Annotated in this window: 17 protein-coding genes and 1 pseudogene; 4 read left to right on the top strand and 14 right to left on the bottom strand. The window is 60.1% G+C overall.

Annotated elements, in window-relative coordinates; translation table 11 throughout:
• Position 1 precedes the first annotated feature (1 nt).
• From arcC to ABIE59_RS04395, 9 genes and pseudogenes are all read right to left on the bottom strand, one after another.
• On the bottom strand, positions 2-910 hold the full coding sequence (arcC, locus tag ABIE59_RS04435; protein WP_354444620.1) for a carbamate kinase: 909 nt from the start codon (positions 908-910) through the stop codon (positions 2-4).
• 1 nt (position 911) lies between these two features.
• Positions 912-1,913 carry an ornithine carbamoyltransferase gene (locus tag ABIE59_RS04430; RefSeq protein WP_354444618.1) on the bottom strand — a complete coding sequence of 334 codons (1,002 nt, stop codon included), beginning with the start codon at positions 1,911-1,913 and terminating at the stop codon, positions 912-914.
• A gap of 18 nt (positions 1,914-1,931) precedes the next feature.
• Positions 1,932-3,161, bottom strand: coding sequence for an arginine deiminase (locus tag ABIE59_RS04425; RefSeq protein WP_354444616.1), 1,230 nt, complete (start codon positions 3,159-3,161; stop codon positions 1,932-1,934).
• Between the two features lie 24 nt (positions 3,162-3,185).
• A complete protein-coding gene (locus tag ABIE59_RS04420) occupies positions 3,186-4,634 on the bottom strand; it encodes a YfcC family protein (protein WP_354444614.1) in 1,449 nt (482 codons plus the stop codon).
• Between the two features lie 277 nt (positions 4,635-4,911).
• Positions 4,912-5,841, bottom strand: a pseudogene (locus ABIE59_RS04415) (dihydroorotate dehydrogenase-like protein); the annotation flags it as partial.
• Entirely contained in the window at positions 5,834-9,427 is a 3,594-nt protein-coding gene (nifJ, locus tag ABIE59_RS04410) for a pyruvate:ferredoxin (flavodoxin) oxidoreductase (RefSeq protein WP_354444610.1), read from the bottom strand. The gene nifJ and the pseudogene ABIE59_RS04415, both read right to left, overlap by 8 nt.
• Positions 9,428-9,509: 82 nt before the next feature.
• Entirely contained in the window at positions 9,510-10,601 is a 1,092-nt protein-coding gene (locus ABIE59_RS04405) for a tRNA-queuosine alpha-mannosyltransferase domain-containing protein (RefSeq protein WP_354444608.1), read from the bottom strand.
• 42 nt (positions 10,602-10,643) lie between these two features.
• On the bottom strand, positions 10,644-11,819 hold the full coding sequence (locus tag ABIE59_RS04400; protein ID WP_354444606.1) for an MFS transporter: 1,176 nt from the start codon (positions 11,817-11,819) through the stop codon (positions 10,644-10,646).
• 86 nt (positions 11,820-11,905) lie between these two features.
• Positions 11,906-12,577, bottom strand: coding sequence for an SDR family oxidoreductase (locus ABIE59_RS04395; protein WP_354444604.1), 672 nt, complete (start codon positions 12,575-12,577; stop codon positions 11,906-11,908).
• A 115-nt stretch (positions 12,578-12,692) separates the two neighbouring features.
• Here ABIE59_RS04395 and ABIE59_RS04390 point away from each other — a divergent pair, with 115 nt between their 5' ends.
• On the top strand, positions 12,693-13,319 hold the full coding sequence (locus tag ABIE59_RS04390) for a porin family protein (protein ID WP_354444602.1): 627 nt from the start codon (positions 12,693-12,695) through the stop codon (positions 13,317-13,319).
• Positions 13,320-13,326: 7 nt separating this feature from the next.
• Here ABIE59_RS04390 and arsJ read toward each other — a convergent pair whose 3' ends face one another.
• The 3 genes from arsJ to ABIE59_RS04375 are packed head-to-tail and all read right to left on the bottom strand — an operon-like array spanning position 13,327 to position 16,335.
• Positions 13,327-14,520: an organoarsenical effux MFS transporter ArsJ gene (gene arsJ, locus ABIE59_RS04385; protein WP_354444600.1), complete on the bottom strand. Its 1,194-nt coding sequence runs from the start codon at positions 14,518-14,520 to the stop codon at positions 13,327-13,329.
• 1 nt (position 14,521) lies between these two features.
• Positions 14,522-15,526 carry an ArsJ-associated glyceraldehyde-3-phosphate dehydrogenase gene (locus ABIE59_RS04380; RefSeq protein WP_354444598.1) on the bottom strand — a complete coding sequence of 335 codons (1,005 nt, stop codon included), beginning with the start codon at positions 15,524-15,526 and terminating at the stop codon, positions 14,522-14,524.
• A 44-nt stretch (positions 15,527-15,570) separates the two neighbouring features.
• Entirely contained in the window at positions 15,571-16,335 is a 765-nt protein-coding gene (locus tag ABIE59_RS04375) for a metalloregulator ArsR/SmtB family transcription factor (protein WP_354444596.1), read from the bottom strand.
• A gap of 185 nt (positions 16,336-16,520) precedes the next feature.
• Between ABIE59_RS04375 and arsB the strand changes: the two genes are divergently transcribed.
• The gene (arsB, locus tag ABIE59_RS04370) at positions 16,521-17,585 is read left to right on the top strand and encodes an ACR3 family arsenite efflux transporter (protein WP_354444594.1); all 1,065 of its coding nucleotides are present in this window, start codon (positions 16,521-16,523) and stop codon (positions 17,583-17,585) included.
• Positions 17,586-17,719: 134 nt separating this feature from the next.
• A complete protein-coding gene (locus ABIE59_RS04365) occupies positions 17,720-18,517 on the top strand; it encodes an undecaprenyl-diphosphate phosphatase (protein WP_072676084.1) in 798 nt (265 codons plus the stop codon).
• Between the two features lie 106 nt (positions 18,518-18,623).
• On the opposite strand, the gene uvrD is transcribed toward ABIE59_RS04365, so the two are convergent.
• Together uvrD and ABIE59_RS04355 are read right to left on the bottom strand one after the other, a co-directional pair.
• Positions 18,624-20,789, bottom strand: coding sequence for a DNA helicase II (gene uvrD, locus ABIE59_RS04360; protein WP_354444592.1), 2,166 nt, complete (start codon positions 20,787-20,789; stop codon positions 18,624-18,626).
• A gap of 394 nt (positions 20,790-21,183) precedes the next feature.
• Complete coding sequence (locus tag ABIE59_RS04355) at positions 21,184-22,632, bottom strand: NAD-dependent succinate-semialdehyde dehydrogenase (RefSeq protein WP_354444590.1); 1,449 nt, start codon at positions 22,630-22,632, stop codon at positions 21,184-21,186.
• A gap of 195 nt (positions 22,633-22,827) precedes the next feature.
• Here ABIE59_RS04355 and ABIE59_RS04350 point away from each other — a divergent pair, with 195 nt between their 5' ends.
• A complete protein-coding gene (locus ABIE59_RS04350) occupies positions 22,828-23,841 on the top strand; it encodes a histone deacetylase family protein (RefSeq protein ID WP_354444588.1) in 1,014 nt (337 codons plus the stop codon).
• The last annotated feature ends 152 nt before the right edge of the window (positions 23,842-23,993 follow it).

Below are 23,993 nucleotides of genomic sequence, written 5' to 3'. Positions count from 1 at the left end.
GTTACCCGGCGGACACGCGAGTGCCCGCCGATCCTTCCAGTATCGCCACCGCGTCCTGCAGCCGACCAATGCCGCTGATCCCGCCTGCCTGGGCAAAATCGCAGGCGGCCTGCAGTTTCGGGCCCATGGAGCCGGCCGGCATATCCAGTGCCCTCGCCTCGACCACTGTCAGTTCGGTAAGCGGCGTCGACTGATCGGTACCAAAATCGCGGTAGACGGCATCCACATCCGTTAACAGGAGCAACGCGTCGGCCCCCAGTTGCCCGGCCAACAATGCACTGGCGGCGTCCTTGTCGATAACCGCTTCAATACCTACCATGCTGCCATCCTCCCGACGCAGCACCGGTATGCCACCACCACCGGCACACACCACGACCACGCCCTGGTCGAGCAACAACTTCAGTACGCGCATGTCCGGTATTTCCAGAGGTTTCGGGGAAGGCACCACCCGGCGCCATTTGTCACCGTCCGGGGCAATCGTCCAGCCCGCACCGGCTGCCCGGCGCTCAGCTTCCTCGTGGTCATAGACCGGCCCGACAAACTTGGTCGGTTTTTCGAAGGCAGGGTCCTTGGGGTCCACCACCACTTGTGTCAGCAGCGTCGCAACTGGCCTGTCATGCCCGAGGGCATTTTCCAGCTCCTGCTCGATCATGTAGCCGATCATGCCTTCGGTTTCCGCGCCCAGGACATCCAGCGGGTAGGCTTCATCCGGTTTGTAGGACGCGCCCTGCAGGGCCAGCAAACCCACCTGCGGACCGTTGCCATGGGTGACAACAAGATCGTGGCCGGCCCGGACAATGCCAGCCAGGGACAGCGCCGCCGTTTTCACGTTTTTGCGTTGGATCTCCGCTGTCAGCGGCTCTCCGCGTTTCAGAAGGGCATTTCCGCCCAACGCTGCCACAACCAGCATGTCAGCCTCCCAGGGTCGCCACGAGGACGGCCTTGATGGTGTGCATGCGGTTCTCGGCCTGGTCGAAAACAATCGAAGCGGGGCTTTCGAAGACCTCTTCAGTCACCTCCATGGCGTCAATGCCATAGGTCTCCTGTATTTCCTTCCCTACCACGGTTTCGGTGTTATGAAACGCCGGCAGACAGTGCATGAACCGCACCCGGGGATTACCGGTTTTTGCCATCAGCGAGGCATTCACCTGATACGGCATCAAAAGCTTGATCCGTTCGGCCCACTTTTCTTTCGGCTCACCCATCGAGACCCAGACATCGGTATACACGAAATCGACACCAGCAACGGCGGTATCAACGTCGTCAGTGATGGTGATGCGGGCCCCTGTTTCAGTCGCGATCGCCCGGGCTTCGTCCTGCACGGCCTGACCCGGCCAGCATGCCTTCGGTGCGCACAAGCGCACGTCCATACCCATCTTGGCACCGCCGATCAGCAGGCTGTCGCCCATGTTGTTGGCGGCATCGCCGATAAAAACATAAGCCACTTCCCGAAGCGGCTTTTCCACGTGCTCCTGCATGGTCAGGAAGTCCGCCAGGATCTGGGTCGGATGGAACTCGTTGGTCAGCCCGTTATAGACCGGCACGCCCGCGTACTGGGCCAGTTCTTCGACCACAGACTGCCCGAACCCCCGGTACTCGATGGCATCGTAGACCCGGCCAAGGACCCTCGCGGTGTCCTTCACCGATTCCTTGTGGCCGATGTGGGTACCGGTCGGCCCCAGGTAGGTTACCCGCGCGCCCTGGTCGAAGGCGGCCACTTCAAACCCCACCCGGGTGCGCGTAGAGTTCTTCTCAAAGATCAGGGCAATGTCCTTGCCCTCGAGCTTCGGCACTTCGGTGCCCGCATACTTCGCGGTTTTAAGATCTGCTGACAGTTTGAGCAGAAAGGCGATTTCCCTGGGAGTGAAATCCCGAAGCGTCAGAAAATGCCGGTTCTTTAAATTGAAAGCCATGAGACGTCTCCTTTGCTGTCAGACAGCATCCCGGATGGTGGGGCAACTCATGCAACGGCCGCCGCCCCGGCCTCGACCCAGCTCGGCACCCGGTATCGTCAGAACCTCGACACCGGCCGCCGAGAGGGCGGCATTGGTATCGTCGTTGCGGTCATAGCCGACAACTACCCCGGGGCTCAGGGCCAGCACATTGTTGCCGTCGTTCCACTGTTCCCGCTCACGCTCCTCCGGCGTGTCACCACCGGTTGGTACAACCTCCAGAGCTGGGTAGCCGAGAATCTCGGCGACCACCTCGAACAGGTGCCGGTCGTCCTGCCTGAAGGCCAGGGTTTTGGCGCCCTCTCCAGGCCTGAGGTCATAGCAGATCACAGCATCGGCCACCTCCTTGAAGGCAGTAACCACGTTGCCGCCGCAGAAGGTAAACACGGTATCCAGATGCATGGCGGAACGAGACTTCGGCAACTGGCAGGCAATCACTCGATCCACCATGCCGCCATCAAACAGGGCTTTTGACAGCTGGCCTATGGCCTGGGGTGAAGATCGTTCGCCCATGCCCACCAGCACTGTCCTATTGCCCAGCGGCATGACGTCCCCACCCTCCAGGGTGGCCAGGCCATGGTCTTCCAGAGGGTCTCCCCAATGCACGTGCACCTTACCGGCAAATTTCGGGTGGAACCTGTAGACAGCCGCCATCAGAAGGGTTTCAGGTTTGCGCGCGGCCCAATACATGGGGTTCAGGGTGACCCCGCCATACACCCAGGCGCTGTTGTCCCGAGTGAACAGGAAATTGGGCAGCGGAGGCAATACGAACCCGAAACGTCCCAGATGGTTGCCGAACAGACCGACGGGATCGAAGGGCAGATCCCCCACCTCCAGACCACCGATCAGGAATTCGGCGAGTGCTTTTTCCGGCAGCTCGTCCATCCAGGCCCGCAAATCCGACACCATGCCTACGCCGATGTGGTTCCAGTTGATCCGGTGGTCGAGAATCCACGCCCGCCCCTCAGGAATCGCCAGGGTCTCCGCGAGCAATTCGTTGACATCCAGAACCTCCACGCCACGCCCACGCATCACGCTGGCAAACACGTCATGATCTTTCTGGGCCTGCTTGACCCAGAACACATCATCGAACAACAGGGCATCGCAGTTGGACGGCGTCAACCGCCGGTGAGCCAGCCCCGGCCGGCAGACAATGACCTGGCGCAGGGTTCCGGTTTCAGAATGCACTCCAAGCGTTTGTTCAGACATGACAAAACTCCTTTTGTCGAATGCTCACAGTATGGCGCCAAGGCTTATGACCACGCTGATAAACACCGTCAGAATAAGCAGCAGCGGCCAGATAAAGGCCAGCCACCGATCGTAGGACACCCGCCCGATGGCAAGCCCGCCAACCACAACCGCAAAGGTGGGATTGATCAGGTTCACCAGACCGTTGGCAGACTGGTAGGCGGTAACCACCAGATCCCGGCCTACGTTGGCAAAATCCGCCAGCGGGGCGAGGATCGGCATGGACAGGACGGCCAGGCCGGAAGACGAGGGCACGAAGAAACTCATGCCGACCTCGATCCAGAACATCAGGTTGATAAATGCCAGCTCCGGCAGACCGCCCAGGGAGGTTTCGGCGCTGTGCAGGATGGTGTCGGCGATCATGCCCTGCTCCATGATCACCACGATGCCGCGGGCCAGGCCGACCACCAGGGCAACCCCGAGCAGGTCCCGGGCCCCATCGACAAAGCTGCCGGTGAGTTTCTTCTCGCCAAGACGCGCAATGATGCCGATGACGATGGCGGCACCAAAGAACAGGGACCCCATCTGGGCCATCCACCAGCCCTGGGAGGACACACCCCAGATCATCACGGCAAAGGTCAGGGCGAAGATGACCAGGGCAATCATCTGGGTCGTCGTCAAGGTGGCACTGTGGATCTCCTGATGATCGTCCTGCAAAAACAGCTTCTTGTGCGCCGCCCACTGTTTGGCAACTACAGATCGCGATGGGTCGGTTTTTACCCGGTGGGCATAGCGCATCACGTAGCCGATGCAGATGAGAAGACCACCAATCAGCAGAACGAAGCGCAGCACGATGCCGTCAGTGAACGGAATACCTGCGGCATTCGCTGCAATCACGGTGGCGAACGGGTTGATGGTGGAACCCAACACACCAATGCCCGCGCCGATCAGGATAATGGCAACACCCGTAACCGCATCGTATCCGGCCGCGAGTATCACCGGGATCAGAATGGCGTAGAATGCCAGGGTCTCCTCGGCCATGCCGTAGGTCGTGCCACCGATCGCGAAGAGCACCATCAATATCGGAATCATCCAGATCTCGTGGCCTTTGAGGTGCCGCATCGCGCTGCGAATGCCGGTATCTATGGCGCCCGTGGCGTTCATCACACCCAAAAAACCACCCAGGAACAGGACAAACAGGGCTACATCGATGGCATTGGCAACGTAACTGTCGGGATCGTAGAAGCCGGCAGTCGGTGCCAGCAGGACATCAACGAACCCCTGGGGATTCGGATCGACGGTCTGGTAAGTGCCGGGAACCGCCACTTCCCGCCCGACCTCTTCATTCATGGCACGCTCGTACTGCCCGGCCGGAATAATCCAGGTCAGCGCGGCGACCAGAATAATCAGGCCGAAAAGAATCGTGTAGGCAGTGGGGAATCGGGAAGCAAGGTCGGTTTCGGGATTTTCTGGCAATTTTTCGTCTTCAGTCACGATGCGTCTCCTTTCCTGAATCGCATTGTGCAGACAGGCTCTGTCCGGGAACCTCAAAGGGCTGAACACATCCTCAGTGACTTAACGCACTGGTTCAGGTCTGCATTACACCAGCGTAGTTCATAAAGCCATTTCTGGAGTTGAGATAGAACAAATTTTAGGCACCTCAAGCATGCCGGTTTGCTTTTGTTCTCGCTCATGATGTTCCCCCGGTGGACTGCCAGCCCTGCAACAGGCGAGCATAGTTCAGGCGTTCCCAGTTCTGGGCATTGGGGGCATTGTCCAGTGACAAGGCACCGCGGGCCTCGGTAAGGCTTTCATAACCCATCCTGGTCAGGCGCTGGTTCATTTCCCCGATAATTCTGGCCATTGCCGAAGGCCCCTCCGCCAGCAACGCAGACACCACCTGCACCACCGTCGCACCGGACAGGAGCGCCTTGGCCGCATCATCCCCGCTGTGAACGCCACCAGAGGCCGCCATTTCCAGGGTGGTGCGATTAAACAACATGGCCATGGCGTGCAACCGAACCGGAAGTTCGACGCTGGTGGACAGCACCACTTCCCGGCTCAGTTCCAGTTCGTCCAGATCCATCGTCGGCTGATAGAAGCGGTTGAACAACACCAGTCCCCGGGCACCGGCCGCTTCCACCTCGGCCACAAAGGCCGGCAACGCGGAATAGAAGAGCGACAGTTTGACGCTGACCGGAATGCTGACCTGACCGGCCACCGAACGCACCACCTCAAGCTGGCGCTCTTCCAGGCGTGTGGCCGTATCGGACGGGGCTGTGGCCAGATCGTAGAGGTTAAGTTCGATGGCCGATGCCCCGGCGTCTTCCAGTTCGCGGGCGTGTTGGGTCCAGCCACCGGGGGAGATGCCGTTGAGTGAGGCGATCACCGGCACATCCAGGGCACCCTGAAGCTGTTCCAGACGCTTGAGATAACTGCCGGAGCCCATGGCAAACACCTCGGATTCAGGAAAGAAGGAGCGGGCCTCGGCGTCCATGTTGATGCGGGAATCGATAAACCGGTGGGCGGCCATCTGCTCCGCCACCAGTTGTTCCTCGAACAGCGAATGCATCACCACCGCCCCGGCACCGGCCTCGACACAGGCTTTGAGGGCATCCAGATCGTCGGTCAGCGGGCTGGCGCCCACCACCAGGGGCGAGCGCAGGTCGAGCCCAAGCCAGCGGGTTGTCAGGTCAGTCATGGTAGTCGGCTCCCTCGCCCAGATGGTCTGGCGACTCATGGGGTTCGAAATGGATGCCCGCCAGTTGCATATACAGCTCGCGCTGATCCTTCGCCGCCTGGCTGGCCGCGGCCGCCAGCAGCTCGTATCGCTGCGGGTCCCTGAGTTCCAGCATCCGGAACCGGGCCTCTTCCTGCATGTAGGCTTTTATTGGCACTTTCTGACGCACGGAATCCAGCTGCAATGGCGGCAGGCCCTCATCAATCCTGCGTGGATCAAATCGGTACAGCGGCCAGGCCCAACTGTCCACCGCCCGCTTCTGCTGCGCCGGGGAATGCACCAGGTCGTAGCCGTGGGCAATACAGGGGCTGTGGGCAATGACCAACGCCGGGCCGTCGAAGCTTTCGGCTTCCTGCAGCGCCTTGGTGGCCTGGTTGCTGTGGGACTGCATGGCAATCTGGGCCACGTACACATGGCCATAACTCATGGCCAGCAGGCCCAGGTCTTTCTTGCGGGTTTCCTTGCCGGCGGCGGCGAACTTGGCCACAGCACCCATGGGCGTGGCCTTGGATTGCTGGCCACCGGTATTGGAATAGACTTCGGTATCCAACACCAGCAACTTGATGTTCTGGCCGGAAGCCAGGGCATGGTCCAGCCCGCCGTAGCCAATGTCGTAGGCCCAGCCGTCGCCACCAATCACCCAAACGCTCTTGGGGCAAAGCTCATCCGCCAGGTTATCCAGCTCCTGTGCCTCGGAGCCTTGTTGGCCTTCGAGCCAGATACGCAGTTGCGCGACGGCTTCGCGCCGGGCCGCCATGGCGCTCTCGTCGAGAGTGACACAGGGGCCGGTCAGGGCCTGGTAGAGTTCAACAGGGAGCTGCGCTTTCATGTCTTCCAGCAATTGCCGGGCCCGGCCAGCCAGTTTGCTCAGCCCCATGCGCATACCCAGGCCCAGCTCCGCGGCATCCTCGAACAACGAGTTGTTCCAGGTAGGTCCCCGGCCATCGGCATTCACCGTGTAAGGCGTGGTGGGCAGGTTGCCGCCGTAGATCGAGGAGCAGCCGGTGGCGTTGGCAATCATCAGCCGGTCGCCCAGCAACTGGGTGAGCAATCGGATGTAAGGGGTTTCACCGCAGCCGGCACAGGCCCCCGAATACTCGAACAGGGGAATCAGTAACGGTAGGGATTTGAAGTCCCGGGGAATTCGGTCCCGAGGTACGTCCGGCAGGCTGCGCAGGAATGCCAGATTATGGGCCTCATCTTCCACATGCTCCTCAACGGGGCGCATGTTGATGGCCTTGCGCTTGGGCTGGGTGCGGTCCTTGGCGGGGCAGACTTCCACACACAAGCCGCAGCCGGTGCAATCCTCCGGGGCTACCTGAACCCGGTAGTCCAGCCCTTCCAGCTCGGGGGTGTGGGTTTCCGGTACCGCACTGAAGCTTTCGGGCGCATCTTTCGCACTGTCCGGCTCAAACACCTTGCTGATGATCGCCGTGTGGGGGCAGATCATGGTGCAGAAATTACACTGCACACACAGGTCCGATTCCCAGATCGGTATCTCCTGGGCAATGCTGCGTTTTTCATACTGGCTGGTGCCGGTCGGCCAGGTGCCATCCACCGGGAAGGCGCTGACCGGCAGTTTATCGCCCTGACCATCCATCAGCAGCCGGGTAACTTTCTGCACGAAGTCCGGGGCATCGTCCGGCACTCTCGGGGGCCGGGCCCGAGTGGCCGTTACGGTACCAGGCACCGGCACTTCGTGGAGATTATCCAGGGCGGAATCCACCGCCTCCACATTGCGCCGCACCACCTCCGGCCCGCGCCGGCCCCAGGTCTGGCGAATGGATTCCTTGATATGGGCAATGGCCTCGTCACGGGGCAGGATATCGGCCAGGGCAAAGAAGCATACCTGCATCACCGTGTTGATTCGCCGGTCCAGCCCGGCCTGTTCGGCTACGCTGGCGGCGTCGATCACGAACAATCTGGCTTTGCGCTCCACCAGCACCCGCTGGGCTTCCACCGACAGTTGTTCCCAGGCCTGCTCCGCCGGCCAGGGCACATTCAGGAGCACTGTCGCCCCGGGCGCAGCGTGTTCCAGCACGTCAAACTTCTCGAGAAACTGCGGCGCGTGCACCGCGACAAACTGGGCCTGCCCAATCTGGTAGCTGGAACGAATAGGATGCGGCCCGAAGCGCAGATGGGAGACGGTGGTGGCACCGGATTTCTTGGAATCGTAAACAAAGTGCCCCTGGGCGAACAGTTCGGTGCCCTCCCCCAGAATCTTGATACTGGCCTTGTTGCTGCTGACGGTGCCGTCGGCACCAAGGCCAAAAAACAGCGCCCGCCGGGTGTCTGGCGATTCGATATCCAGCTCGCTGTCCACATCCAGGGACAAATGAGTAACGTCGTCCCGAACCCCCACGGTAAAGCGGGTTTTCGGCGCTGGCTCCTGCATCTGATCAAACACCGCACAGACCATGGCCGGAGTGAACTCCCTCGATGACAAGCCGTAACGGCCACCGATCACTCGGGGCAGATGGGGCCGATCACCCCGGCTGAATGCTTCCATCAGGGCGCCGCTGACTTCCAGCAGCAGTGGCTCGCCCTGGGCACCGGGCTCCTTGGTTCTGTCCAGTACCGCCAACTGCTGCACGGTATCTGGTAACGCCTCGAGGAAGCGCTCGGTGGCGAAGGGCCGGAACAGGCGCACCTTGAGCACGCCCACTTTCTCGCCCTTTGCCAGCAACCATTCGACGGTTTCATGGGTACACTCGGCGCCCGATCCCATCAGGATAATGACCCGCTCGGCCTCCGGGTGACCGACATAATCGAACAACTGATACTGCCGGCCAGTAATGTCGGCAAAGCGGGACATCACCGCGTCCAGATGCTCCGGGAAGGCCTGGTAAAACGGGTTGGCAGCTTCCCGTGACTGGAAAAAGGCATCGGGGTTCTGGGAGGTGCCCCGTAACACCGGGTGGTCGGGTGTCATTCGGCGGTTACGATGGGCCTCAATACCCTGATAGGGCACCAGTGCTTTCAGTTCATCGTCGCTGAGCGGGACGATTTTGGCGATTTCATGGGAGGTACGAAAGCCGTCGAAAAAGTGCATCACCGGTACCCGGCTTTCCAGCGTGACTGCGTGACCAATCGCCGCCATGTCTTGGGCTTCCTGCACTGAGCCAGAGGCCAGCAGGGCGAAGCCGGTGCCCCGGGCACTCATGACATCGGAGTGGTCACAAAAGATCGACAAGGCGTGGGTGGCCAGGCTGCGGGCGGCCACGTGCATGCAAAACGGCGTCAGCTCGCCGGCAATCTTGTACAGGTTGGGCAGCATCAGCAGCAGGCCCTGGGAGGCAGTGAACGTAGTCACCAGTGAGCCCGCCTGCAAAGCGCCGTGCATGGCGCCGGCCGCGCCGGCTTCGGACTGCATTTCCACCACACCCGGTACCTGGCCCCAAACGTTGGGTTTGCCCAGAGCCGCCCAGTCGTCGGCATGCTCCCCCATGACAGAGGCCGGAGTAATCGGGTAGATGGCGATGGTTTCACTCAACCGATAGGCCACTGAGGCAACGGCTTCATTGCCGTCGAGGGTGCGGAACTCCATGGATACCATCCTTGTTGAAACGGCGGGATAATATCCAGTCTAGGCACGGCCTGTAAGGCCCGCAAGTTGGCGCCAGACCAACCTAACGGCCAGCTATCAGGTCATCCAGCAGGGCCTGATAACGCCCCGTCAACCGAGACGCCCGCCAGGCATCAGGGGACGTAGAAGCGGGTTTATCCACCACGATCTGTTCCAGGCAGTTAACCGCAGCCCTGGCTTCCGCTTCCGGGCTCGATTCATCACTCCGGTAACGGCCAGACTCGGGCACATATTCCCGGTAAGCCAGCCGGTCCGGCGCCAGGGCCACGCAGCCAGAGGCCATGGCTTCCAGCACCGCCAGGCCCTGAAAGTCGTGCAATGCAGTAGACAGGACAATATCCGCCTCGCCCAGCAGCTGGTCATACTGCTCGCGACTTTCCAAAAAGCCCCAGTGTTTGATCTGGTCTGCAAATTGCCGGTGGATCTGGTCAAATGCCTCCGGGTAACGGCGGAAGCCCTCCCCCACCACACTCAAACGAAAGGGCATGGACCGGCCCGCCAGCGTTTGCAAAAACGCCAGCAAGCGATCCGGCCCCTTATCGTATTCCCATCGATGGTTCCAGAGCAGATGTGGGCACTGCCAGTTCAACGCGCGCCCCTGGCCGACAAACAGGCGGTCTTCAATCGGCACCGGCAGCACCCGGGATTTCTCTGTTAATGCCTGCACCACCCCCGGCGGCACCGCATCGGGCATTTTGTTCAGTAAGGCGTCAACGCCCCGCAAGAAACTGTCCCGGTTCCAGGCGCTGTTGAACGCTACCGCGTCCGCCGCCAGCACACTGTATAGATTCACCATCTGCGGCTCCAGCCGAGCCTGCTGCTGTTCGCTCACCGGGAAGGCAAACTGGTTTTCATGCATATAGAGCAGGCATGGAGTGGTTGCCAGCCGGGGATGCAGGCCCCGCAGGGTGGCCAGATCCACCATGGACGTGGCGACTATCAGGTCCCAGGGTTGTGACAGGCATGGCTCGGCCAGCCAGCTTACCGGGTTACCGCGAATGCGCCACTGGAAGAACCGGGGAGGAAGCGTCAGAGTCTGCCAGTGATAGTCGGGACACATCGCCACCAGCTGGTTCCGCCAGCGCTGGTGGCTGGCGGCGTCGTAGGCGGATAACAGAAGAATTCGCGGGGTCATGGCAATCCGTAACAGGTGGGGCGGCTGAATCGGGCGATTATATCAGGCTGGCGTCTTGCTTCGGCCCAGCGACAGCAATCCGAACACCGGCCCGGGCAATAACAGTAACGCCACCCAAACGCCCCAGGTACTCCACAAACCGCTGGTGATCCAGATAGCGGGTAACGTCAGGCCAAAACCGACGGCATTCATCACCGCCAGTGAGGAACCCACGATTTCTTTTGGCGCGGTGGCCGCCGCCAGGGCCGAGAACTGGGGCGAATCCGCCACCACGGCGATGCCCCAGATCATCAGTAACGCGATCAGCAGTATTGGCGCCTGGCCATTCAACCATGGGTAAAGCAGGCATAGCGCCCCGGAAACCATCAGCGCCCGCCGCGCCACCCACTCACTGCCCCGGGTTCGACTGAGCCGGCCACCGCCGATACAGCCGGCCGCGCCGATACCGATGACCGCGAACGATAGCCAGGGCACGAGCGCTTCACCCTGCCCCAGGCGGTTTAACTCCCGGGCAATCAGTAACGGCACCAGAGTCCAGAACGCATAGAGCTCCCACATGTGGCCAAAGTAACCGCCGGCGACCGCCCGGAACCGGGGAATTCGCAGGGCGGCCAGCCCCTGGCTGATCGGCAACCCGCCATTGGCTTTGGGCAGGTGCGGGCCATCCCCCAGCAGGAATACCAGCAATCCGCCCGCCAGCGCGAGAACCGACGCCGCCAGCAACGGCCATTCCCATGGCAGCCCCAAGGTCACTCCCCGCATCAGGTGAGGCAGAGCCGTGCCCAGTGTCAGCATGCCTACCAGCCAGGCCAGAGCGGCGCCGGCGTAGTTTGGCGTCCAGGCTATGACCAGTTTCATGCCCAAGGGGTAAATACCGGCCAGGCACAGGCCGGTGGCGAATCGCAGCAGGCTGTCCACTGGAAACACTCCCGCCACCAGCACAAAACCGGCATTGGCCAGGGCGCCCAGGACGCTGGAGACCAGAAAAATCCGACTGGCGCCAAAACGGTCAGCCAGCCCGGTTACCGCCAGGGTCAGCGTACCGACAATAAAACCGGCCTGAACCGACAGGGTAAGCCGCCCCAGATCCGATTCCGCCAGCCCCAACTCGCCAGACAGGGATAACCAGACCCCATTGATACTGAACCAGAGGGACGTGCCAAACAGTTGCGCCAATACAATCACTGGCAGGGGGTAACGCCGAAGCAACCCAATCATATTTTGTCTTTTTTTTGATGATGCCTGCAGCCTAGCTCGCCCGCCAAGAACCTGCCCATACCACTTTGGTGCCCGGCAGCCCCGGCTCACCAGGGCAATTCCTCACCGTTGCTGTGCCAGAACGAACCGGAGTTCTCCAGGTTCAGGTTGGCAATGCGCTCAGCCAGCCCTTTGGCGGACTCTTCCGGAGTGATCAAACCACCAAAATTCACCATTCGGGTCTTCACATAACCCGGGTGCAGTTGGGCCACGGCAATGCCCCTGGGTTTGAGGTCCACGGCTAGTGATTTACCGAAGGCATTGAGGGCCGCCTTGGAGGCGCGATAGCCGTAGCGGCCGCCGGAGTCGTTATCGGCAATGGAACCCATGCGGCTGGTGATGTTGGCGATCTTGCCCCCTTCACGGATTAGCGGCACGAGAGCTTCGGTGACTCTCAGGGGTGCATAGGCGTTGATTTCCATCTGGGTGCGGATGGAATCGAAATCGATGCTGCCCAGTTGCTCATCCTGCAACAGCCCGGCATTGTTGATCAGCAGGCTGATGGACTTGCCCGCAAGGCCGGTTTTGAGTGCATCAATACCGGCCTCAGTGGTGACATCCACCCCGTCAATCACCTGCTTGGCCACTTCTGACAGTTCATCCGAGGACTGCCTGCACACCCCGATCACTTCGCAGCCCTGCCCCGCATAATGCCGGGCGAGCTCCAGGCCAATGCCACGGTTGGCACCGGTAATCACAACCACTTGGGGTTCAGACATAACACCTCCCTTTTACACGGTTTGTTCAGCCCTATTGGCAGGGTCTGCCGAATCTGTAATGGTTACACCATTGCACACCATCTTGCCAGTAACCGACCGCAGAGTATCGGCGCCCATGAACATTCGAACCCTCACCGCTGTCACACTCACCCTGGCGCTGGCCTCATCACCGGCGACGGCAGACATCGGTTTGTCACCGTTTGCAGGTTACCGCATGGGTGGCTCGGTGGATATCGAGACGGCCGGCGCCAGCACCGATGACCAGATCCGCTTTCGCGATTCCGTGAGCCATGGGCTGGTGGTCAACTTCGACCTGCCGGAAGCGGGCAAACAGGGGGAACTCTACTTTGGCCGGCAAAGCACCTCGGCCCGGCTGGACAACGGCCTGTTCGCCCCGGACACCCGCTCCATCGACCTGACCATCTACCAGCTGCAGTTCGGCGGGCTCTACTTTCCGGGCGGCAAAACCTACGGGGGGTTTGTCTCCGGCGTGCTGGGCGTTACCCGGCTGGAGCCGGACGATTCCCGCTACGACACCCACCATCGAGCCGCCCTGTCACTCGGCGGCGGCTACCAGTTTTTCCTGAGTGAACAATTGCGCTTGCGACTAGACTTGCGGGGTGTCTACACCGCCCTGGATTCGGGCGGCTCGGTGTTCTGCTCTGGCGGGTGTGAGCTCAAGTTCCGCAGCAGCGGATACCTGCAGGTGGAAGCCGGTGCTGGCCTGGTGGTTCGTTTTTAGCGCCTACTCAAGCCATCACCTGCCGCCGCTCAGGCAGCATGATGGACAGCAACGCCGCCATGGCCACCAGCCCCGCCGAAATCCACAAACAGGCTTCGAACCCAGACACCTGATACACCCAACCGGACAGGATGGTACCCAATAACCGGCCGGCAGCGTTGGACATGTAGTAAAACCCCACATCCAGCGAGACGCCATCGCCCCTGGCGTAGCTGACAATCAGATAACTGTGCAGGGCGGAGTTGATCGCAAACAGCACGCCGAACAGCAACAGCCCCCCGACAATAACCACCTGCGGCGACCAGCCCGCCATCAGGCCACTGGCAATGGCTGCCGGAGTCAGCGCAAGGAACGCGGCCCAGAGTACCGCCGGTTTCTTGCCTTCCATATTGCCGGTAATCCTGGGCGCTATGGTCTGGATAAAGCCGTAGCCAATGATCCAACTGGCCATGAATCCTCCCACTTGCCAGTGATCCCAGCCAAATACCGTGTGCAAATACACCGGCAAAGCCACCACAAACCACACATCCCGGGCCCCGAACAGGAACATCCGCGCCGCCGACAGCACGTTGATGGCACGGCTCTTGGACAGGATATCGGTGAACTTGGGTTTGGCTTTGCTCTTGCCCAACTCCTTCTTAAGCAGGAACAGGCTGGCCAGCCATACGAGACCAAGGCCCACCGCCATAATCACCACGGCACCCTTGAAACCCGCCGCCATCAACAGCACGCCACCCAGAAAAAAACCCACGCCTTTAAGCGTGTTCTTGGAGCCAGTCAGGATGGCCACCCACTTGTACAGGGTGCCCTGCTGCTCATCCGGCACCAGCAGTTTGATACCGCTCTTGGCAGACATCTTGTTGAGGTCTTTGGCAATACCAGACAACGCCTGTGCCGCCATCACCCAGGGCACGGTCAGCATGGCCGCCGGCACCGCCAGCATGGCCAGCGCCACAATCTGCAGAAACAGCCCGATGTTCATGGTGCGGTTCAGACCCATACGGGCGCCCAGATAGCCCCCTACCAGGTTGGTCACCACCCCGAAAAACTCGTAAAACACGAACAGCAGGGCGATCTCCAGGGGCGAGTACCCGAGCTGGTGGAAATGCAGCACCACCAGCATCCGCAGGGCTCCATCCGTGAGGGTGAAGGCCCAGTAGTTGCCGGTGATCACCAGGTACTGGCGAATGGCGGCATTCATATCAGGCCAGGCCCACCTTACGCGCCAGCTCCGCGGTGCGGTTGGCGTAGCCCCACTCGTTGTCGTACCAGGCGTAGATTTTCACCTGGGTTCCATTAACCACCAGCGTGGACAGGGCGTCAACGATGGAGGAGCGCGGGTCGGTCTTGTAATCGATGGAGACCAGAGGGCGCTCTTCGTAGCCCAGGATGTCTTTCAACTCTCCCTCGGCGGCTTCTTTCAACAAACGGTTTACTGTGTCTTTGTCTGTGGGCGTTTCCACCTCGAACACACAGTCGGTCAGTGATGCGTTGGTGAGCGGAATCCGCACCGCGTGGCCGTCCAGCCGGCCCTTGAGCTCCGGAAAGATCTCGATAATCGCGGTGGCTGAGCCGGTACTGGTGGGAATCAGTGAACTGCCACAGGCCCGGGCCCGGCGCAGATCCTTGTGGGGCGCATCAATGATGGTCTGGGTGTTGGTCAGACTGTGAATAGTGGTGATGGAACCGTGCTTGATGCCCAGTTTCTCATGGATCACCTTGACCACCGGGGCCAGGCAGTTGGTAGTGCAGGAGGCCGCTGTGATAATGCGGTCGCTGGCCGGGTCGAAGATGTGTTCGTTCACCCCCAGCACGATGTTCTTGGCGCCCGCTTCCTTCACCGGTGCGCTGACCACCACCCGCCTCACTCCCTGGTCCAGGTAGGCCTGTAAAACCTCGACTTTCTTGTTCACGCCGCTGGCTTCAATCACCAGATCACAGCCAGACCAGTCGGTGTCCGAAATGGCCCGGTTACGGGTCACGCGCAGGCGCTGACCTTCAATCACCATGTCGTCGCCATCGGCACTGGCTTCATGGCTCCAGCGGCCGTGGATACTGTCGAAATTCAGCAGGTGCGCGAGGCTTGCCGCGTCTGCTCCCGGGTCATTGATTGCAACAAACTCGAGTTCCGGCCAGCCCCAGGCAGCCCTCAGCGCCAGCCGGCCAATGCGTCCGAACCCGTTAATACCTACTTTGATCCTGCTCATGGTGTTCTCCTTGCGATCTTCGCAATCCGTCTATTCGTTAATGATCAGGGACACCGCACCACCGGGCGATCCGCCATGGCTTGAAGCTGCGCCAGGGGGCGTTCGATCAATGCCCTGTTACTCCAGGCGGTCTCATCCAGAACCCGCGCCACCCAGTCCGGCAGCCTGGGGTTAAGGTAATAATAGACCCATTGGCCACGACGCTCGGTTTCCAGCAACCCGGCATCACGCAGGCTCGCCAGGTGGCGGCTGACCTTGGGCTGCGACACCTCGAAGGCTTCGGTCAGCTCGCATACACACAGTTTTTCCTGGTCCTGTATCAACAGCAGGGCCGCCAGTCGCAGCTCATCCCCCAGGGCTTTGAAGATGGCCACCGGGTTGTAGTCAGCGGGCTTGAGGCCGGTTTCTTTCTGGTGCACCAGGGTAAACAGGCCGACGCGTTCCTTTAGCTCTCTCATTGTCAGGGCAAAGGTGGCGTGGCGGTTGGTTTCTGCGGGATCGGGAAAGTCCCAGGCAATCTGCTGGGCACCCTGGCCAACTACCGTGCACTCCCGGGCAGCTTTCTCGCACAGGGTAATCACGTAATCCCAGTATCGCCCCTTCAGCTCGGCCAGCGGCTTGCTATGCAGCCCATCAGTGGCAATGCCGGCCTCCGACAATACCTGTATTGCCAAGGGGTGGGGCTCTGTGGGCTGAGTGCCGGCACTGGCCACTTCAAACTGGTCACCGGCCATGTACCGGAGCAGGGCCTCCGCCATGATGGAGCGGGCGCTGTTTGCAGTGCATACAAATAGGACTCGACGCTTCATATCCATATTTCCAGATATACGATTTTACGAATATGTAATTTTATGCATAATAGTGTGACAAGGCGATGTCGTAAAGGACGAAACCGGAATCATGAAACGCCAGAACCTTCCCAACGTTGCCCCGAACCTGTTCGAGACACCGACAACAGGTCGGGTATTGGCAGCAACACCTTCAAGGAAGTCCAATGAGCAGTAACGAGCTGGCCGCAGAATCTTCATCCGGCGGCATGGGTGTTTTTGAACGTTATCTGTCTGTCTGGGTTGCCCTGGCGATTGTTGCCGGTGTGGCACTGGGCCAACTGGCGCCGTCTGTGCCGGAAACCCTGTCCCGTTTTGAATATGCACAGGTGTCTGTTCCCATTGCGATTCTGATCTGGGCGATGATCTTCCCGATGATGGCCCAGATCGATTTCAGCGCCATTGTCGGCGTGAGAAAAGAGCCCAAAGGGCTTGCCATTACCACCACGGTCAATTGGCTGATCAAGCCTTTCACCATGTTTGCCATTGCCTGGTTTTTTCTGATGGTGGTGTTTGAGCCCTTCATCGCACCAGAACTGGCGAGTGAATACCTGGCCGGCGCCATCCTGCTGGGTGCTGCTCCGTGCACTGCCATGGTGTTTGTCTGGAGTTACCTGACCCGTGGCGACGCCGCCTACACCCTGGTACAGGTGTCCCTGAACGACATCATCATGCTGTTTGCCTTTGCGCCGATTGTGGTGTTCCTGCTGGGGATTTCGGATATCCAGGTACCCTGGGATACCGTCCTGATATCAGTACTTCTTTATATTGTGATTCCGCTGACCGCCGGCTATTTCACACGCCGCATCCTGATTGCCCGGCACGGCCAGCGCTGGTACGACGACGTATTCATGAAACGCCTGGGGCCGGTGACGCCGGCGGCCCTGATCGTCACCCTGGTACTGCTGTTCGCGTTCCAGGGCGAAGTTATTCTGGAAAATCCGCTGCACATTGCCCTGATTGCCGTGCCGTTGATCATCCAGACGGTGCTGATCTTTTTCATCGCCTACGGTTGGGCAAAGCTTTGGAAGGTACGCCACTGCATTGCTGCGCCCGGCGCCATGATCGGTGCCAGCAATTTCTTTGAGCTGGCAGTAGCCGCCGCCATCGCCCTGTTCGGCCTGCAATCGGGTGCCGCGCTGGCGACAGTTGTGGGGGTGCTGGTGGAAGTACCCTTGATGCTCATGCTGGTTCGCATCGCCAACAAGACCCGTGGCCACTTTCCTGCCTGAGCAAGATAAACATTACCCGCAAGGGCTCCTGTCCTGCGGGTAATCCACACCGCCTGTTCAGCCCCGCCCGCGCCTGATACTATCGCCCGCTGGCAAACCGGGAGAGATTTCTCCCACCAGACGGACAGGACCACATGGACTTTTTTCAGGCGTTCTTTCTCGGCATTCTTCAGGGGCTGACCGAGTTCCTACCCATCTCCAGCTCCGGCCACCTGATCCTTATCCCCGCCTTTTTCGAGTGGACTGACCAGGGTGTCGGCTTTGACCTGTCCGTTCACGTAGGCACCCTGTTGGCGGTGGTGCTTTATTTCCGCAAAGACGTTTTCGCCATTACCCGGGATGGACTGTTATCTCTGGGCAAGCGCCAGATGATTGGTCAGGGCAATATGGCCTGGTTCCTGGTGATCGGCACCATCCCTGCGGGCCTGGCCGGGCTGGCCTTGCTGGACATGATCGACAACGAACTGCGGGCGGTGGAAGTGATTTTCTTCACTACCCTGATCTTTGGCCTGCTCCTGGGCTGGGCCGACTGGCGCCCGAACAAGGGCCGGACCCTGGATTCGCTGACCTGGAAAGATGCTCTTCTGGTAGGCTGCGCACAGGCCCTGGCCCTCATCCCCGGCACCTCCCGCTCCGGCGCCACCATCACCGCCGGCCTGCTGCTGGGCATGAGCCGACAGACGGCATCCCGGTTTTCCTTTTTGCTGGCGATTCCGATTACCGCACTGGCTTCGGCGGTGAAGCTTCTGGAGGCTGCGACGTCTGATATAGCAGTGGACTGGACCGGATTTCTGGTCGGTGGCGTAACGGCGTTTATCATGGCGATCACCGCCATTCATTTCTTCCTGAAGTGGCTGAACAAGGTAGGCATGTGGCCCTACGTTCTCTACCGTATCGCATTGGCGGGTGTGATTTATGCCGTCTTGATGTAGGCCTTCCCGGTTTTGGTGCTCGCACAGGGCTGGCGGAGCCCAAGCCGAACAGGACGTCTTGAGGCGTGTTTTAAACAGGCCATCCCCAAGCCGGACCAAACACCAACTAGCAGGCTTCCAACGGAGCATAAGCCAGAACCAGCCACTTGGCCCCTTCATCAAAGTTCACCTGCACGCGAGTGTGATGCCCGGTCCCCTCAGAGTTCATCACAATACCCTCCCCAAACTTCGGATGGCGAACGCGCTGGCCGAGACTAAAACCCGACTGCTGGGCGGAGTCCTGGCTGAACATGCTTTCGTTGGGGCGCCCCACCATCGCCGGGCGCGTCACCGTATTGCGCAACCGCACTTCCTGCAGACAATCCGCCGGGATCTCCCGCACAAACCGCGACAGCGCGTGGAACTTTTCCTGCCCGTACAAACGGCGCGATTCCGCGTAAGTGAGTACCAGCTTTTTCATCGCCCGGGTAATTCCCACGTAAGCCAGGCGCCGCTCTTCTTCCATGCGCCCCGGCTCTTCCAGAGACATGCTGTGAGGGAACAAGCCTTCCTCCACGCCCGCCAGAAACACCAGCGGAAATTCCAGCCCCTTGGCGGAATGCAGGGTCATCAACTGCACGCTGTCTTCATGGGCATCGGCCTGGGCTTCGCCGGCATCCAGTGCTGCCTGGGCGATGAACTCCGCCAGCGGGTCGACACCGTCTTCCACCTCGAAATCCGACAACGCATTCACCAGTTCTTCCAGGTTCTCTACCCTCGCCTGGCCCTTCTCGCCTTTTTCACTGGCGTGGTAGTCCTTCAGGCCACTGGCCTCGATGGCCTGCTTCATCAGCCCCTGCAATGACGCTTCACCGACCATTTCAGACAAGCCGTTGATGATCTCCATAAACGACTGCAACCCGGTTTTGGCCCGGCCTTTTACCTGGCCCGCCGCCAGCAGGCGCTCAGCGGACTCCCACAGGGAAATGCCTTGCTCGGTGGCGTATTCCCGCAACTCCGCCAGGCTCTTGGCGCCGATGCCCCGGGTGGGGATGTTCACTACCCGTTCAAAGGCAGCGTCGTCCCGGTGGTACTGCACCAGGCGCAGGTAAGCCAGGGCGTTGCGGATTTCCTGGCGGTCGTAGAAGCGCAGGCCGCCATATACCCGGTAGGGAATGCCCTGGCGCATCAGCGCCTCTTCCAGCACCCGGGACTGGGCGTTGGAGCGGTACAGAATGGCCGATTCGCTGCGCAGGTTGCCGTCGCTGACCCAGGCATTGATGGAATCGGCAATGTAATTGGCTTCATCCTGCTCGTTGAACGCCGCGTACAGGCTGATGGGCTCGCCATCAGGGCCGTCGGTCCACAATTCCTTGCCCAAACGGCCCTGGTTGTTGGCGATCACCGAGTTGGCAGCCTTCAGGATCATCTGGGTGGAGCGGTAGTTCTGCTCCAGGCGCACCAGCCGGGCATTGGGAAAGTCCCGCTGGTACTGCTGGATGTTCTCAATCTTGGCGCCACGCCAGCCGTAAATCGACTGGTCGTCGTCACCCACCACGGTCAGCGGCACCCGGTTGCTGGCCAGCACCTGCAGCCAGGCGTATTGAATGGTGTTGGTGTCCTGGAACTCGTCCACCAGAATATGCTGAAAACGCTGCTGGTAATGCTTCAGCAGTTCCGGCCGGTGCAACCACAGTTCGTGGGAGCGCAGCAGCAGCTCGCCAAAATCCACCAGCCCGCCTTGTTGGCAGAGCTTTTCATACTGGCGGTAGATTTTCAGCATGGTGCTGGTGAAGTGATCGCCCGGGTTTTCCTGGATGTGATCCGCCCGCAGGCCTTCGTCTTTCTGACTGTTGATAAACCACTGGGCCTGCTTGGGCGGCCACTGGCTTTCATCAATCTGGAACTCCCGCATCACCCGTTTGATCATGCGCAGCTGGTCGTCACTGTCCAGCACCTGGAAATTCTCCGGCAGGCCGGCGTCTTTCCAGTGGGAGCGCAGCAGGCGGTGGGCAATGCCGTGAAAGGTACCGAACCATAACCCGCGGGAGGGAATGTTCATCATCTCCTCGATGCGGTAGCGCATCTCCTTGGCGGCCTTGTTGGTAAAGGTCACCGCCAAGATACCGGTGGGCGGTACCCGGTCTACCGTCATCAGCCAGGCAATGCGGTGCACCAGTACACGGGTTTTACCACTGCCCGCGCCGGCCAGCACCAGCAGGTGATCGTTCTGGGCAGTAACGGCCTCGCGCTGGGCGTCGTTCAGGGGGTCGATAATGTGGGATACGTCCATAGCACCTGGCTTTTTACTGGTTAAATAAACAGGGCTGAGAGTATAACAGGAGAAAAGTAGGTTTGTCGGGCGGGGGTATGTTCCGCTAGTTGGCTGGATTACGCGATGGGCGCCAAACTACGTTATTTCAGGCTTATGATTTGATAAGCCGTCACCCACAGTCAGAAAGAGCGCGGGGGAGGTTCCGCTTCAGGACTGTCTGTGGCCATGGATGGCCACAGTCAAGCGCACATGGGTGAGGCCGAGCGCTTATGAAGCGAAGCTTCATGCGACAGCCGAACGAATGCAATCTAGGATTGCAGGCTGGACCCGCGTGCGGGTGCTCGTAGCGTGTCCTGAAGGGGAACCTCCCCCGTGCGACACCTCCAATAGCCAAGGGGCTGAGGGCTTTTACTCAGAACCCCCTGGGCACCGTCTGCGCTTCCACAAACTCAAACAGGCCTTCCAGACCACCTTCACGGCCAATACCGGAGGCTTTCATACCACCAAAAGGCGCTTCCGGCGTGGGGCCGGTTCCAGTGTTCCAGCCAACGTGACCAAAGCGCAGGCCAGCGGCGACCCGCTGGGCACGCTCGGCATCGGCGGTGAACACGTAGGACGCCAGGCCGAACTCAGTGTCATTACCGGCATCAATGACTTCTTCCTCAGTGCGGAACAGAGCCATGGGCACCAGCGGGCCGAAGGTTTCCTCCTGATAACAACACATCTCACGATTTACGCCCATGACCACTGTGGGCGGGAAAAACAGACCCTTGCCCAACTCCGCCGGCTGCTTGCCGGCCACCAGCTTGCCGCCTTTCTCAAGGGCATCTTCAAGGTGGCGTTTGACCTTGTCGAAACCGGCCTGGTTAACCAGCGGGCCAATGTCGACCCCGTCTTTCATGCCATCGCCAACGGTCATCTTGTTAACCCGCTCAGCCAGCTTCTGGCCAAAAGCTTCCGCGACCTTTTCATGCACGAAAATCCGGTTGGCGCACACGCAGGTCTGGCCGCCACCACGGAATTTGTTGGCGATCAGGTTGTCAGCAGCGGCGTCCAGGTCGGCGTCGTCAAAGACGATAAACGGTGCATTACCGCCCAGCTCCAGCGCCAGTTTTTTCACCTGCTCCGCCGTATCGAGAATCAACCGGCGGCCCACTTCGGTGGAACCGGTAAAGCTGAGCATCGGCACATCTTTGTGCTCGCACAGCACCTTGCCGATCATGCTGGCCTTGCCCATGACCAGATTGACCATGCCATCCGGCAACCCGAGCTTGTCCATCACGCTGAAGAAGGCCACCATCGTCAGCGGCGTTTCACTGGCCGGCTTGATCACAGACGGGCAGCCGGCCGCCAGGGCAGCCGAGAGCTTTTTGGCAATCATGCCAATGGGAAAATTCCAGGGCACGATCAGCCCGGTCACACCAACAGGCCGGTAATGAACGGTCCAGGTGCAATCCTTGGGCTTCTCAGGGATGGTATGGGCATCCAGGGCGTTGACGTGTTTGGCGCAGTAATCGAAGAAACCCGCAGCGTAGTCCACCTCGCCCTGGGCTTCCTTCAACGGCTTACCGTGCTCCATGCACAGGATTCGGCCAATTTCCTCGCGATGTTCTTTCAAACCATCGCGAATGTCTTCCAGCCACTTGCGCCGGGTCTCGATGGGCCAGGGGTTGGTGAGCCGGAGCGCAGACTTGCCTGCTTCGACGGCATCCAGCACATCCTGCTCTGACATGGACGGCACTTTGGCAACCACTTCGCCGGTGGCTGGATTGAACACATCAAAGGTGTTACCGCCGGCACTGTCGGTCCAGCGCCCACCGATGTAGCCTGTCAGGTTTTTCAGCAGTGGTGACTCGATCATTTCGGCTCCTCTTCAATAACCTGGGTGCGCCCGGGTGCGACGGGGCGCGGGTGTATTGGAACGTCTTTCATAGTGGATGCTGATCGCCGGCCTGTAAAGGCAGCGTGTAAAAAACGCGGCCGGCGATTCGTTGACCCCTCAGTGTCACTGCCTATACTCGGAAGAGTATTTCCAGACTCCCGAGGAGGCGGTTCAATGAAGGCATTTTTTCATCCGGCGCAGGATCTGCATATTCCCAAAACGTATTTCACCCGTGGTCAGATGCGTCAGCCTCAGGAGGTTCCCGACCGCACCAGCCAGATGCTGGAAGGCTTGAAGGAGATGGGGATTCCGGTTCTTCAGCCGGCCGATCAGGGCGCGGCGCCCATTTCGAAGGTGCACGACCTGGGCTACCTTCGTTTCCTGGAATCCGCCCATCGTCGATGGATGGAAAACGAGGACTGGGGCGATGAGGTGATGTCCAATATCTTCGTGCGCTCACCCAATGCCATGCGCGGCATACTGGCCGAGGCCGCCTGTTACCTGGCGGACGGCAGCTGCCCGATTGGCGAGAACACCTGGAAAGCGGCCTATTGGTCGGCCCAGACCGCCCTGGGCGCGGCGGATGCCCTGATTGCTGGTGAACGCACCTCCTATGCGGTGTGTCGCCCACCAGGCCACCATGCCCGCAAAGACGCGGCAGGGGGCTTCTGTTATCTGAACAATGCGGCCATTGCCGCCGAGCATATGAAAAGCCGGTTTCCGCGCACTGTCATCCTGGATACCGATATGCACCACGGCCAGGGCATACAGGAGATTTTCTACGACCGCAGCGACGTGCTGTACATCTCCATTCACGGCGACCCCACCAACTTCTATCCGGTGGTCAGTGGTTTTGAGGATGAACGGGGCGAGGGCGAAGGTTACGGCTACAACATCAATATGCCGATGCCCCATGGCGCCAGCGAGGACGACTTCTTTGCCAAGGTTGAGGAGGCCCTGGCCGCAATCCGGCTGTACCAGCCGGATGCACTGATCCTGACCCTGGGCTTTGATATCTACAAAAACGACCCGCAGGCCAAGGTCTCGGTAACATCCGAGGGCTTCTGCAGATTAAGCACCCACATCCGCCAGCTGGGCCTGCCGACGCTGGTGGTGCAGGAAGGCGGGTATGATCTGGACACCCTCAGCGAGAATGTCCAGCAGTTTTTCAAGGGGTTGGAGGGTTAGGACAGATTCCAGAGCGCAAGATGCCAGCTCTCCGTTAACTATTTGGGCTCATGGCAGGAGCCTGTAAATAAATCTGTGTAACTGCCCACCCCATTACAGGTGGCCGTCCAGACGGTCACCGAATTCGATAATAAAGCGATTCAATGCCGGCT

Source organism: Marinobacter sp. MBR-99 (assembly GCF_040547575.1).
In the GTDB taxonomy this organism is placed as follows: domain Bacteria; phylum Pseudomonadota; class Gammaproteobacteria; order Pseudomonadales; family Oleiphilaceae; genus Marinobacter.
Note: the sequence above shows the minus strand (reverse complement) of the source record. Positions and strands in the feature narration are given on the sequence as shown.

Coding starts and splice junctions, on each gene's coding strand:
- nifJ (WP_354444610.1), bottom strand. CDS start 9,427: ATGGAGTTCCGCACCCTCGACGGCAATGAAGCCGTTGCCTCAGTGGCC.
- ABIE59_RS04365 (WP_072676084.1), top strand. CDS start 17,720: ATGGACTTTTTTCAGGCGTTCTTTCTCGGCATTCTTCAGGGGCTGACC.
- arcC (WP_354444620.1), bottom strand. CDS start 910: ATGCTGGTTGTGGCAGCGTTGGGCGGAAATGCCCTTCTGAAACGCGGA.
- ABIE59_RS04430 (WP_354444618.1), bottom strand. CDS start 1,913: ATGGCTTTCAATTTAAAGAACCGGCATTTTCTGACGCTTCGGGATTTC.
- ABIE59_RS04405 (WP_354444608.1), bottom strand. CDS start 10,601: ATGACCCCGCGAATTCTTCTGTTATCCGCCTACGACGCCGCCAGCCAC.
- ABIE59_RS04350 (WP_354444588.1), top strand. CDS start 22,828: ATGAAGGCATTTTTTCATCCGGCGCAGGATCTGCATATTCCCAAAACG.
- ABIE59_RS04395 (WP_354444604.1), bottom strand. CDS start 12,577: ATGTCTGAACCCCAAGTGGTTGTGATTACCGGTGCCAACCGTGGCATT.
- ABIE59_RS04380 (WP_354444598.1), bottom strand. CDS start 15,526: ATGAGCAGGATCAAAGTAGGTATTAACGGGTTCGGACGCATTGGCCGG.
- ABIE59_RS04425 (WP_354444616.1), bottom strand. CDS start 3,161: ATGTCTGAACAAACGCTTGGAGTGCATTCTGAAACCGGAACCCTGCGC.
- uvrD (WP_354444592.1), bottom strand. CDS start 20,789: ATGGACGTATCCCACATTATCGACCCCCTGAACGACGCCCAGCGCGAG.
- ABIE59_RS04355 (WP_354444590.1), bottom strand. CDS start 22,632: ATGATCGAGTCACCACTGCTGAAAAACCTGACAGGCTACATCGGTGGG.
- arsB (WP_354444594.1), top strand. CDS start 16,521: ATGAGCAGTAACGAGCTGGCCGCAGAATCTTCATCCGGCGGCATGGGT.
- ABIE59_RS04375 (WP_354444596.1), bottom strand. CDS start 16,335: ATGAAGCGTCGAGTCCTATTTGTATGCACTGCAAACAGCGCCCGCTCC.
- arsJ (WP_354444600.1), bottom strand. CDS start 14,520: ATGAATGCCGCCATTCGCCAGTACCTGGTGATCACCGGCAACTACTGG.
- ABIE59_RS04400 (WP_354444606.1), bottom strand. CDS start 11,819: ATGATTGGGTTGCTTCGGCGTTACCCCCTGCCAGTGATTGTATTGGCG.
- ABIE59_RS04390 (WP_354444602.1), top strand. CDS start 12,693: ATGAACATTCGAACCCTCACCGCTGTCACACTCACCCTGGCGCTGGCC.